Below are 11776 nucleotides of genomic sequence, written 5' to 3'. Positions count from 1 at the left end.
GGCAAGTCGACCGAAGCCAAGTCGACCGAAGTCAAGGCGACCGCCGAGAAGAAGGCCCCGAAGAGCGAGCAGACCCGCACGCTCATCCTCGAAACCGCGCTCCGGCTGTTCCAGGAGCGCGGTTACGACAAGACGACGATGCGGGCCATCGCCCAGGAGGCCGGGGTCTCCGTCGGCAACGCGTACTACTACTTCTCGTCCAAGGAGCACCTCGTCCAGGGCTTCTACGACCGGATCGCCGAGGAGCACCAGGCGGCCGTCGAGCCCATCCTGACCGGCGGCGAGAAGGACCTGACGGCCCGGATCCGGGGCGTCTACCTCGGCTGGCTCGACATCGCGGAGCCGTACCACGAGTTCGCGGCGCAGTTCTTCAAGAACGCCGCCGACCCGGACAGCCCGCTCAGCCCCTTCTCACCGGAGTCGGAGGGCCCGCGCGAGGCCGCGATCGAGGTCCACCGGCGGGTCATCTCCGGCGCTTCGGTGAAGGTCGACCCGGAACTCGCCGAGGCGCTCCCGCGGTTGCTGTGGCTCCAGCAGATGGGCCTCGTGCTGTTCTGGGTGTACGACCGCTCGGAGAGCGCCGCGAACAGCCGGCGGCTCGTCGAGCGGCTCGCGCCGGTCACGGCCCGCGCGATCGCGCTCTCCCGCTTCCGGGTCCTCCGGCCGCTCGTCAGGGAGACGCACGAGCTGCTCTCCGACTTCATGCCGACGGCGGCCGGGATGGCGGCCTCGGGCAAGCCCAAGCGGGCCACCCCGAAGCCGCCGGCCGAGGAGAGCTAGGGCCGGTCCTCCGGACACGGCCTAGATCCAGTTGAGCTCCCAGAGGCGCCAGATGCCGGTGCCGTCCGTGAGGTACTGGGAGCCGCCGACAGCCTCCGAGGCGAGGACGTAGTCCTTCTTCTGCCACAGCGGGACGAGCGGGACCTCGTCGGCGACCTCGGCCTGGATCTCCCGGAAGTCGCCGGTCGCGCGGGACCGGTCGCTGTACTGCTGCGTCGAGGAGACCAGCGAGTCGATCCGCTTGCTGGAGAAGCCGTTGTGCAGGGTGTTCGCCGTGCCGACGAGGGGCGCGGTGAAGCTGTCGGAGTCGGGGAAGTCGGGCAGCCAGCCGACGGTGTACGCGTCGTAGGCGCCCCGGGCGTACGCCTTCTGGAAGTTCTTCCAGTCGGACTCGACGACCTTCACCTCGAAGAGGCCGGTCTTCTCCAGCTGCTTCTTGATCTCGGCGGTCTCGGCGGCGTAGGTGGCGTCCGCGCGGAAGCCGAAGGTGAACTTGACCGGCGTCGCCACCCCGGCTTCCTTCAGGAGCTTCTTCGCCTTCTTCGCGCTCGGCGCGGGCGTGGTGTCGTAGAAGGCCGTGCTGTGCCCCACGAAGCCCTGCGGGATGAGGGAGTACAGCGGCTCGACCGTGCCCTTGTAGGCGCCGGTGGTGATCTCCGGGCGGTCGATGACGGCGGCGACGGCCTGGCGTACGGCCTTCTCCGCCATCGGCGAGCCGGGCCGGACGTTGAAGTTGAGGTTGCGGATCTCCGCGCTCTCGGCCTCGGTGAGGCGGGTCCCGCCCTGGGTCTCCACGGAGGCCAGGAAGTCCGGCGGCAGCTGCCGGTGCGTGACGTCGACCTGCTGCGACTTCCACGCGGTGGCGAGGTCCTCGGACTTGCCGAAGTACTTCACGAGGACCGGGCCGCCGGCCTTGGTGATGGCGCCCTTGTACTTCGGGTTGGGCTCCAGGAGCGCGGACTCGCCCGGCTTGTACTCCTTGAGGACGTACGGGCCGGAGCCGTCGACGCCCAGGCCGCCGCGCAGCGTGTTCGCCGGGTACTGGTCCTTGTCGACGATCGATCCGGCACCCGTGGCGACCTTCAGCGGGAAGGTGGCGTCCCGGCCGCTGAGGTTGAAGGTGACGGTGCGGCCGTCGGCCACGACGTTCTTCAGCGTCGGGAAGAGCGGCTGCGGACCGACGTCCGTCTTGATGCGCAGCATCCGCTCGAAGGAGTACTTGACGTCCTCGGCCGTCACCTTGCGCCCGCTGGCGAAGGTGAGGTCGTCGCGGAGCGTGCACTCGTACGTGGTGAGCTTGGCCCCCACGAACTTGCAGCTCTCGGCGGCGTCCGGCACGGGAGTCGTGAACCCCGGCTTGAACGTCAGCAGCGACTGGAAGACATTGCTGTACATGGCCCAGGATCCGGCGTCGTAGGCGCCGGCCGGGTCGAGTGAAGTGACTTCGTCGGTCGTGCCGACGCTGATGGGTTCGGTCCGGAGTTCGTCGGAGGGCAGGAGTTGCCAGCCCCCGACTCCGGCCGCCACCAGTACTCCACAAGTGATGAGGATCCGCAGACGGACCGTCGACCGCATTTTTGCCGTGCTTCCTTTTTTCGTACCACCCCAGGCACGACGCCCCCCGAAAACGCCGCATTACCGTCAGCCAATCACACGACTTTCACAAGTGGAAGGGAAAACTTTCATACGGCAGGTATATGTCCGGGATATGAGACTTTAAGTCGATGAGCGGCACGTATCGCTCTCGGAGCAGGGAGTCACCGCCCCCGCCGCCGCCCTATTACGCCTGCTTCGAGGCGAGTTCGACGACGGTGATGTCGGAGGGCGCGCCGACCCGGACCGGGGGTCCCCAGGCGCCCGCGCCCCGCGAGACGTACAGCTGGGTGTCGCCGTACCGTTCGAGCCCCGCGACCGTCGGGTTGGCGAGCTCGGCGAGGTAGTTGCCCGGCCAGAGCTGACCGCCGTGGGTGTGGCCGGAGAGCTGGAGGTCCACGCCGTGGCGTACGGCGTCGTGGATGACGATCGGCTGGTGCGCGAGGAGGACGGCGGCGCGGGCCCGGTCGCGGTCGCCGAGGGAGCGGCCGAAGTCGGGACCCTGGCCCTCGCTCTCCCCCGCGACGTCGTCGACGCCGGCGAGGTCGAAGCCGGCCGCGATCTCCACGCGCTCGTTGCGCAGGGGGCGCAGGCCGAGTTCGCGTACGTGGTCGACCCAGGCGTCGGCGCCCGAGAAGTACTCGTGGTTGCCCGTCACGAAGAAGGAGCCGTGGCGGGCGCGCAGCCGGGCAAGCGGTTCGGCGGCGGGGCCGAGGTTCTCGACGGTGCCGTCGACGAGGTCGCCGACGATCGCGATCAGGTCGGGCTGGGTGGAGTTGATCGTGTCCACGATGCGCTGGCTGTGGGCGCGGCCCAGGATCGGCCCGAGGTGGATGTCGGACACGACGGCGATCCGGTAGCCGTGCGCGGCGCGCGGCAGCTTGGCGAGCGGCACGGTGACGCGCTTGACCCGGGGACCGCGGAGCACGCCGTACGTGCCGTAGCCGACGGTCCCGAGGGCCACGGCCGCGGCGGAACCGCCGACGACGCGCGAGACGAAGAGCCGCCGGGAGACGTCGTCGCCGGAGACGGGAGCCTCGGCGGCCGGGGCCGCGGAGGCCTCAGCGGCGGGCGCGGCGGCTGCGACTCCGGCTGCTGCTCCGGCTGCGGTTCCAGCTCCGGATACGGCTGCGGCTCCGGATACGGACACGGGCTCGGGCGCCGGGGCGGGGGCCGCGGCCCTCGCACGGCGGTCGAGCCGGGCGCGCAGGACGGGCCGCACGGCCTCGCCGACGACCAGCGCCAGGGTCACGTACAGGAGCAGGGCGAGCCACAGGAACCCCGGCCAGGCGACGACCTGCTGGAACCAGAAGGGCGCACCGGCGCGCGAGGAGACCAGGGCGGCGACCGAGCACAGCGGCAGGGCGACGACGGCGGCCGTGCCCAGCCGGCGCGGCAGCCCGCCGGGCACCGTCACGTCCCGCACGAGACGCCGCCACACGTACCAGTGGACCCCACCGAGCACGGCGAGAACCACGACCAGGACCAGCAGGAAGGCGAGCACGCCCCGAACCCCCTCTTTCTCTTGCGGACTACGAGCGGTGACCGGCGTCGCGGCGGGCCGGCGTACGGGGCCCCACCCTCAGCCCGCGGCGGAGGCGGTTCGATACTGGCAGGGAACGCCCCGCCCACCCCGAAGGACTCCCCATGAAGCTCAGCCGCCGCGTCTCCTGGTTCCTGCTCGCGTTCGGCGTCTGGTCCTGGGTGATCTGGGTGACCTTCGCGAAGAACCTCTTCAAGGACGCGAGCGGGCTCGCCTTCGACGACGCGGGAAGCCCGACGGCATACCTGTGGGTCCATCTCGCGCTCGCGGTCACGTCGTTCATCCTAGGGACGGCCGTCGGCGTGATCGGCTTCCGGGGCGTCCGAGCGGGCAGGAAGTAGGGCCCCGCCCGGGCGGGCCGGTCGGCGAGGGCCGGATGACGTAACGCTGGTGACCGGGCCACAGGCCTCTCGTTGAGGCAGCCATGAAGAAGATCACGGCCCTCCTGGGCCTCACCGCCGCCGTTCTCGTCCTCGCCTCCACCCCGGCCACCGCCGCCTCCACGCCCACCCCCACCCCCGCCGCTTCCACCACCACGACCACGACCACGACTACGACCACGACCCCCACCACCACCACCGGTGCCTCGGACAGCAACACGGGGATCCTCGGCAGCCTCAACGCCTTCCTCGGCGGCGTGGGGTCGCAGGGTCTCCTGGGGGCGCTCCTGTAGCCGCCGGCTCCAGACCCATGCCGCCTCGGGGACACCGCGCTGGTTCGGTGACCCCGAGGCTTCTTCATGCCCGCCGGACGTGAACCGGGGACCTCTGCCGCTTCGAACACCGCGATCCGGCGGCTTGTGGATCCCCGCCGGAGATATCGACGTCTTCGAAGGCGTGAACACGACCTCCCGCCCCCGGCCGACCGCCGACCGTGCCTCCGGGGAAGCCTCGGCGGAGGCTCTCACCTGCTCTTTTACGGTCATACGGCACGAGTGGTCACTTATGCGCGAAAGGTTTTCCCGATGAACCAGCTCCCGACCCCGCCATCCCGCCCTCAGGACCCGCGTCCGGGTGGACGAGCCCGGACGAACCGCCCGGCGGGGTTCGGATACGTGTTCCGTACCTGTACGTTCTCGACCGTGTCTGCTTCGAAGAGGACCGCTTGGGCGGTCGCCACTGCCGTACTCCTACCGCTCGTCATCGCCGCGCCCGCGGCCCACGCGGACGAAGGGAAGGACACGAAGGACAAGCAGCCCAAACCGCCCGCCACCATGTCCGCGGTCGGCGGCGCACTGCTCGGCAAGCCCGGTACGCAGGTCCAGCTGGGCCCCGGCGCCCCCGTGCTGCCGAAGGAGCTGTCCGCCCGGTCCTGGATCGTCGCGGACGCGGAGAGCGGGCAGATCCTCGCCTCGCACAACGCGCACTGGCGGCTCGCCCCGGCGTCGACGCTCAAGATGCTCTTCGCGGACACCGTGCTGCCGAAGTTCCCCAAGACGCAGAACCATCTGGTCACCAGCCAGGACCTGGCCGGGATGGGCTCCGGCTCCAGCCTGGTCGGCATCAAGGAGAAGCAGACCTACAGCGTCCACGACCTGTGGCTCGGCGTCTTCCTGCGCTCCGGCAACGACGCCGTCCACGTCCTGTCGGCCATGAACGGCGGCGTCCCGCAGACCGTGAAGGACATGAACGCCCGCGCGGCCGAGCTCCAGGCGCTCGACACGTACGTGGTCTCCCCGGACGGTTACGACGCCCCGCGCCAGGTCTCGTCCGCGTACGACCTCACGCTCATCGCCCGCAGCGGCATGCAGAACGCGGACTTCCGGGAGTACGCCGCCACGTCCCGCGCCGCCTTCCCCGGCGAGCAGAAGGCGGGCAAGAAGCGCGAGACCTTCGAGATCCAGAACACCAACCGGCTCCTCACCGGCGACCTCGGCGTCGCCCCGTACCAGGGGATCGCCGGGGTGAAGAACGGCAACACCACGCACGCGGGATCCACCTTCACGGGTGTCGCGGAGCGCGGCGGGAAGGTGCTGCTCGTCACCGTGATGAACCCGTCCTCGAAGGAGCAGCACGCGGTCTACAAGGAGACCGCCCGGCTGCTCGACTGGGGCTTCGCGGCAGCCGGGAAGGTGACGCCCGTGGGCGAGCTGGTGCCGCCCGCTTCGGCCCGCCCGGGCTCGGGGACGGGCTCGGGCTCGGGGACGGACACAGGCTCGGGGACGAGCGCCGGGACCGGCACCGGGACCGAGGGGTCGGACAGCGGTTCGGCGCCCGCGCCCGGGAAGCACGCTCCTGACGGGTCCGCGGCCTCCGCCGCCTCCGCGGAGAAGTCCGGCGGGATCGGGATCGCGCTGAGCGTGGCCGGCGGGGCGTTCGTCCTGCTCGCCGCCGCCGTCTTCCTCGTCAACCGTCGCTGGCCGACGACCGGTTCGGGGTCGCGGCGCCGGCGCTCGCGGGCTCCGCTGGATCCCGACGTGAACCCGTAGCCGTCCAGGCCGCGCAGAACAGCAGGAGCTTCGCGGTGAAGTTGATCCACAGCATCAGGGCGATCGGGGTGCCGAACGCCCCGTACATCGACTTCCCCGCGACCCCCTTCATGTAGCCGCCGAGCAGCAGCTTCAGCAGCTCGAAGCCGATCGCTCCGATGACCGCCGCCACCAGGAGCCGGCGGCGGGGCGGCTGGACGCCGGGCAGCAGCGTCAGCAGGTAGAGCAGCATCAGGAAGTCCGCGGCGGCGGCGACGAGGACGGCGGCCGCCTGGAGCAGGTAGCCGCCCGCGCCCTCGCCGGAGATGCCGGCCTTGTCGGCGGTCCAGCCGACGGCGGTGGAGCCCAGCCAGGACGCGGCGAGCGAGCAGAGCGCGACGCCGCCGAGCCCGAAGAGCACCAGCGCGTCCTTGCCCTTGCGGACGATCGCGTTGCCCTCCTCGACGTCGTCGAGCCCCCACACGACGCGCAGACAGTCCCGCATCGCGCCGATCCAGCTGATGCCGGTGAGGAGCAGCAGGGCGCCGGCGATGAGTCCGACGGTGCCGGCGTTGGCGACGAGCCCGTTGATGTCGAGCTGGTCGGAGATGCCGGGCACCTGGTCGGAGACCTTGTCCTCGATCTTGTCGAGCTGCTTCTGGGAGAGGAGCGCGGCGCCGATCGCGGCGGCGACGGTGATCAGCGGGAAGAGGGCGAGGAACGAGAGGAAGGTGATCGCGGCGGCGAGCCGAGTCCAGTGGACCCCTTCGAGGGTCTCGTACGAGCGCCAGGCGTGGGTCCGCATGAGGCGGGTGACCACGGGGCCGATGACGGGGAGCTTGGTCAGCCAGTCCATGTCGTACGCGTACCCCTTGATCCGTTGCTTCGAGCGATGGCCGGAGTACGAGAATCCCTCGCCGGAGCGCGTGGGACGGTGACCGACATCCCGGAGGCAATGGCGGCATAAGCGACAGACACGGCTATACGGTCACCCTGATGGCTGTCGAGACCCACCGCCCTCTGAGGAGTACCCCACCATGAAGGACGCCTTCGGCACCCCGCAGTCCCTGCTCGTCCTCGGCGGCACCTCCGAGATCGGGCTCGCCACCGCGCGCCGGATGATCACCCGCGGCGTCCGCACGGTCTGGCTCGCGGGCCGCCCCTCCCCCGCGCTCACCGCCGCCGCGGACTCGCTCCGCGCGCTCGGCACGGACGTGCGCACCGTCCCCTTCGACGCGCTCGACACCGAGTCGCACCCGGAGCGGCTCGGCAAGATCTTCACGGAGGGCGCCGTCGACGTCGTGCTGCTCGCCTTCGGGGTCCACGGCGACCAAGCGCACGACGAGGCCGATCCCGTCGCCGCCGTCCGGGTCGCGCAGACCAACTACACGGGCGCCGTATCGGCCGGTCTGGTGTGCGCGGGCGCGCTCCAGGCGCAGGGGCACGGCTCGCTGGTGGTGCTCTCCTCGGTGGCGGGCGAGCGGGCCCGGCGCGCCGACTTCCTCTACGGCTCGTCGAAGGCGGGGCTCGACGTCTTCGCCCAGGGCCTGGGAGACGCGCTGTACGGCACGGGCGTGCACGTGATGGTCGTCCGGCCCGGGACGGTACGGTCCGGGACGGCGCGGTCCGGGTCAGAGCGGTCCGGGGCGGTGCGGTCCGGGTCGGTACGGTCCGGGACGGTGCGGTCTTCCGGCTCCGGGCGGTCCGGGTCCCGGCGGTCCTCCACGACTCCCGAGGCGGTCGCGACCGCGATCGAGCTGGGGCTGCGGCGCGGCTCGGAGACGGTGTGGGTGCCGGGGTCGCTGCGGATGGTGATGGCGGCGGTACGGCACGTACCGCGGCCGCTCTTCCGCCTCCTGCCCGTGTGAGGACGGGCGGCGGGAGAGGCCGGCGGGAAGCCCGGCGGGAGGGTCAGCCGGCGGGGGTGACGGTCGGCGTGTCGACCGGGCTGCCGCCCTGCGTCGGGACGGCCGAGATCGGCCGGCCGCTGCCGAACTCGTAGTCGTACAGCTTCCGCCACACGCCGTCCGGGCCCTGCTCGTACAGCGCGAAGGAGCGGCAGGTCCAGGCCGCCTCGAACGCGGCGAGCTCCTCGAACGCCCGGTCCATCCCCTCCTCGGAGATGCCGTGCGCCACGGTGACGTGCGGGTGGTACGGGAACTGGAGCTCGCGCGCGAGCGGCCCCTCCTCGTCCCGGATCCGGTGCTGGAGCCGGTTGCAGAGGGGGACGCCCTCCGTGAGCTTCACGAAGACGACCGGGGAGAGCGGGCGGAAGGTCCCCGTGCCCTTCAGGCGGACGGGGAACGGCTGGCACCCGGCGGCGACCCCGGCGAGGTGCGCCTCGATCTCGGGGAGCCGCTCCTCGGCGACCTCGGTCGGCGGGACGAGGGTGACGTGCGTGGGGATGCCGTGCGCGGCGGGATCGCCGAAGCCCGTGCGCCGCTCCTGGAGCAGGCTGCCGTAGGGCTCCGGGACCGCGATCGAAACGCCGAGCGTTACGGTCCCCACGTCGTTCTCCTCCGTCGTCCGTCGAATGGTGTGCGGTGGGTGGTGCAGCCGCCAGTGTGCGTCCTGCACCGCCCTCGTGGCCAGGGTCCTAGGACTCAGTGCTTGGCGGGCAGGAAGCCCATCCGGTCGTAGGTCTGCGCCAGCGTCTCCGCGGCGACCGCGCGGGCCTTCTCCGCGCCCTTGGCCAGGACCGAGTCCAGCGTCTCCGGGTCGTCCAGGTATTCCTGGGTGCGGGCCCGGAACGGCGTGACGAAGTCCACCATGACCTCGGCGAGATCCGTCTTCAGCGCGCCGTACAACTTGCCCTCGTAGCTCTTCTCCAGGTCGGCGACGGACGTGGAGGTGAGCGTGGACAGGATCGTGAGCAGGTTGGAGACGCCCGCCTTGTTCTCCGGGTCGAAGCGGATCACCGTGTCGGTGTCGGTGACGGCGCTCTTGACCTTCTTGGCGGTGACCTTCGGGTCGTCCAGGAGGTTGATCAGGCCCTTCGGCGTGGACGCCGACTTGCTCATCTTGATCGTCGGGTCCTGGAGGTCGTAGATCTTCCCGGTCTCCTTGACGATGTGCGGCTTGGGGACGGTGAAGGTGTCACCGAAGCGGCCGTTGAAGCGCTCCGCGAGGTCGCGGGTCAGCTCGATGTGCTGGCGCTGGTCCTCGCCGACCGGGACCTCGTTGGCCTGGTAGAGCAGGATGTCCGCGACCTGGAGGATCGGGTACGTGAAGAGGCCGACGGTGGCGCGGTCGGCTCCCTGCTTGGCGGACTTGTCCTTGAACTGGGTCATCCGCGAGGCCTCGCCGAAGCCCGTGAGGCAGTTCATGACCCAGCCGAGCTGCGCGTGCTCGGGGACGTGGCTCTGGATGAAGAGCGTGCAGCGGTCCGGGTCGAGACCGGCGGCGAGCAGCTGGGCGGCGGCGAGCCGGGTGTTCGCCCGCAGCTCCGCGGGGTCCTGCGGCACCGTGATGGCGTGCAGGTCGACGACCATGTAGAAGGCGTCGTGGGTCTCCTGCAGTGCGACGTACTGACGGATCGCACCGAGGTAGTTGCCGAGGTGGAACGAGCCCGCCGTGGGCTGGATTCCGGAGAGCGCGCGAGGACGATCAGAGGCCATGCACATCATTCTCTCAGGTGTGGGAACCGATCCCCGACTGCCGGTGTATCGAGAGTGCGAGGACGCGGGAGGGGGGCCTGGTCGAGGACGAGGCCGCGGTGATCGCTCGCGTGCGCGCCGGAGAGCCGGAGGCGTACGCGGAGCCGGTCCGCGCGCACACGGCGGTGGCGCCGAGGGCGGCCGTGGCGTGCGGGGCGGGGCCGGAGGCCGAGGACGTGGTGCAGCAGACGTTCCTCAAGGCGTACGGGTCGCCGGGGCGGTTCCAGGGGGGCGCGGCGTTCCGGCCGTGGCTGCTGCGGATCGTCGCCGATGAGACCAGGAACACAGTGCGCTCGGCGGGTCGGCAGCGGGCCGTCGGGGACCGGGAGGCGGACCTGCTCGGGGGCGAGCCGCGGATACCGAAGGCGCTGGGCGCGCCGGACGCGGTCGTGGTGACGGGGTCGGCCGCGCGGGCGCTTGCCGGAGCGGTGGGCGCGCCGTCGTCGAGGTTTCCGCGTCCGGCGTGCGAGCGACGATAAGAAGGGGAGCCACAACCCCTGAGCTCCCGGGCCGCAGGACGAACGGAGACCCCGTGTCGAGGACGCAAGACGCGATCGCTTCCGCGGAGGCGCACAGCGCTCACAACTACCACCCCCTTCCGGTCGTCGTCGCCTCGGCGGACGGCGCCTGGATGACCGATGTCGAGGGGCGCCGCTATCTCGACATGCTCGCCGGGTACTCGGCGCTCAACTTCGGGCACGGCAACCGGCGGCTGATCGAGGCCGCGAAGGCGCAGCTGGAGCGGGTGACGCTGACCTCGCGCGCCTTCCACCACGACCGCTTCGCCGAGTTCTGCACGCAGCTCGCGGCATTGTGCGGCAAGGAGGCGGTGCTGCCGATGAACACGGGGGCGGAGGCCGTCGAGACGGCCGTGAAGACCGCCCGGAAGTGGGGGTACGAGGTGAAGGGCGTGCCGGACGGGCACGCGAAGATCGTGGTCGCGGGGAACAACTTCCACGGCCGGACGACGACCATCGTCAGCTTCTCCACGGACCACGAGGCACGGGACCACTTCGGTCCGTACACGCCGGGGTTCGAGATCGTGCCGTACGGGGACCTGACGGCCCTCGAAGCGGCGGTCACCGAGAACACGGTGGCGGTGCTGCTCGAACCGATCCAGGGCGAGGCGGGGGTCCTGGTGCCGCCGGCCGGCTATCTGCCGGGCGTGCGGGAGCTGACGCGCCGGCGGAACGTGCTGTTCATGGCGGACGAGATCCAGTCGGGTCTGGGCCGGACGGGCAAGACGTTCGCGTGCGAGCACGAGGGCGTGGTGCCGGACGTGTACATCCTGGGGAAGGCGCTGGGCGGCGGTGTCGTGCCGGTGTCGGCGGTGGTCGCCGACCGTTCGGTCCTCGGGGTGTTCCGGCCGGGCGAGCACGGGTCGACCTTCGGCGGGAACCCGCTGGCCTGCGCGGTGGCCCTGGAGGTGATCGCGATGCTGCGGACGGGCGAGTTCCAGGAGCGGGCGACGGAGCTGGGCGAGCACCTCCACTCCGAGCTGGGGCTGCTCGTGGGCGGCGGGGCGGTGGAGGCGGTGCGCGGGCGCGGCCTGTGGGCCGGGGTGGACATCGCGCCGTCGCGGGGCACGGGCCGGGAGATCTCGGAGAAGCTGATGGAGCGGGGGGTGCTGGTGAAGGACACCCACGGGTCGACGATCCGGATCGCGCCGCCGCTGGTCATCTCGAAGGAGGATCTGGACTGGGGTCTGGAGCAGCTGAGGGGCGTGCTGTCGGAGGAGTGACGAAGTCCGCTTGAGGGGACGGCGACCGCGGGCCGGACGGGGCAACTCGGACCATT

The 11776-nt window shown here is 71.2% G+C and carries 10 protein-coding genes and 3 pseudogenes; 8 read left to right on the top strand and 5 right to left on the bottom strand.

Going from position 1 to position 11776, the window contains the following annotated elements; genetic code table 11:
• Window positions 1-84: 84 nt before the first annotated feature.
• Window positions 85-780 carry a TetR/AcrR family transcriptional regulator gene (locus ACFC0G_RS12840; protein WP_376402364.1) on the top strand — a complete coding sequence of 232 codons (696 nt, stop codon included), beginning with the start codon at window positions 85-87 and terminating at the stop codon, window positions 778-780.
• 21 nt (window positions 781-801) lie between these two features.
• Here the strand turns inward: ACFC0G_RS12840 and ACFC0G_RS12835 are convergent, their stop codons facing one another.
• Window positions 802-2355, bottom strand: a complete 1554-nt coding sequence (locus ACFC0G_RS12835; protein WP_376401612.1) for an ABC transporter substrate-binding protein — start codon at window positions 2353-2355, stop codon at window positions 802-804.
• Window positions 2356-2560: 205 nt separating this feature from the next.
• Window positions 2561-3877 carry a metallophosphoesterase gene (locus tag ACFC0G_RS12830; RefSeq protein WP_376401609.1) on the bottom strand — a complete coding sequence of 439 codons (1317 nt, stop codon included), beginning with the start codon at window positions 3875-3877 and terminating at the stop codon, window positions 2561-2563.
• 143 nt (window positions 3878-4020) lie between these two features.
• On the opposite strand from ACFC0G_RS12830, the gene ACFC0G_RS12825 reads away from it, so the two are divergent.
• The 3 genes from ACFC0G_RS12825 to ACFC0G_RS12815 all read left to right on the top strand — a co-directional run bounded on the left by ACFC0G_RS12825 (window position 4021) and on the right by ACFC0G_RS12815 (window position 6344).
• Window positions 4021-4257 (top strand): SCO4848 family membrane protein, encoded by a 237-nt coding sequence (locus tag ACFC0G_RS12825; RefSeq protein ID WP_376401606.1) that lies wholly within the window; start codon window positions 4021-4023, stop codon window positions 4255-4257.
• A gap of 83 nt (window positions 4258-4340) precedes the next feature.
• Window positions 4341-4589 carry a hypothetical protein gene (locus tag ACFC0G_RS12820; protein ID WP_376401603.1) on the top strand — a complete coding sequence of 83 codons (249 nt, stop codon included), beginning with the start codon at window positions 4341-4343 and terminating at the stop codon, window positions 4587-4589.
• 408 nt (window positions 4590-4997) lie between these two features.
• Window positions 4998-6344, top strand: coding sequence for a D-alanyl-D-alanine carboxypeptidase family protein (locus tag ACFC0G_RS12815; RefSeq protein WP_376401600.1), 1347 nt, complete (start codon window positions 4998-5000; stop codon window positions 6342-6344).
• On the opposite strand, the gene ACFC0G_RS12810 is transcribed toward ACFC0G_RS12815, so the two are convergent.
• A complete protein-coding gene (locus tag ACFC0G_RS12810; protein WP_376401598.1) occupies window positions 6262-7179 on the bottom strand; it encodes a YihY/virulence factor BrkB family protein in 918 nt (305 codons plus the stop codon). The two genes, ACFC0G_RS12815 and ACFC0G_RS12810, sit on opposite strands and share 83 nt — an antisense overlap.
• 181 nt (window positions 7180-7360) lie before the next feature.
• On the opposite strand from ACFC0G_RS12810, the pseudogene ACFC0G_RS12805 reads away from it, so the two are divergent.
• A pseudogene (locus ACFC0G_RS12805) lies at window positions 7361-7934 on the top strand (SDR family NAD(P)-dependent oxidoreductase); the annotation flags it as partial.
• Between the two features lie 113 nt (window positions 7935-8047).
• A pseudogene (locus ACFC0G_RS12800) lies at window positions 8048-8191 on the top strand (decaprenylphospho-beta-D-erythro-pentofuranosid-2-ulose 2-reductase); the annotation flags it as partial.
• Between the two features lie 43 nt (window positions 8192-8234).
• Here ACFC0G_RS12800 and ACFC0G_RS12795 read toward each other — a convergent pair.
• Complete coding sequence (locus ACFC0G_RS12795) at window positions 8235-8831, bottom strand: 2'-5' RNA ligase family protein (protein WP_376401595.1); 597 nt, start codon at window positions 8829-8831, stop codon at window positions 8235-8237.
• Between the two features lie 95 nt (window positions 8832-8926).
• The gene (gene trpS, locus ACFC0G_RS12790) at window positions 8927-9940 is read right to left on the bottom strand and encodes a tryptophan--tRNA ligase (RefSeq protein ID WP_376401592.1); all 1014 of its coding nucleotides are present in this window, start codon (window positions 9938-9940) and stop codon (window positions 8927-8929) included.
• A 17-nt stretch (window positions 9941-9957) separates the two neighbouring features.
• Between trpS and ACFC0G_RS12785 the strand changes: the two are divergent.
• Together ACFC0G_RS12785 and rocD are read left to right on the top strand one after the other, a co-directional pair.
• Window positions 9958-10371 (top strand): annotated as a pseudogene (locus tag ACFC0G_RS12785) (RNA polymerase sigma factor); the annotation flags it as partial.
• Window positions 10372-10511: 140 nt separating this feature from the next.
• Complete coding sequence (gene rocD, locus ACFC0G_RS12780) at window positions 10512-11720, top strand: ornithine--oxo-acid transaminase (RefSeq protein WP_376401589.1); 1209 nt, start codon at window positions 10512-10514, stop codon at window positions 11718-11720.
• The last annotated feature ends 56 nt before the right edge of the window (window positions 11721-11776 follow it).

The organism is Streptomyces sp. NPDC056169 (assembly GCF_042268445.1).
Lineage (GTDB): Bacteria > Actinomycetota > Actinomycetes > Streptomycetales > Streptomycetaceae > Streptomyces.
Note: the sequence above shows the minus strand (reverse complement) of the source record. Positions and strands in the feature narration are given on the sequence as shown.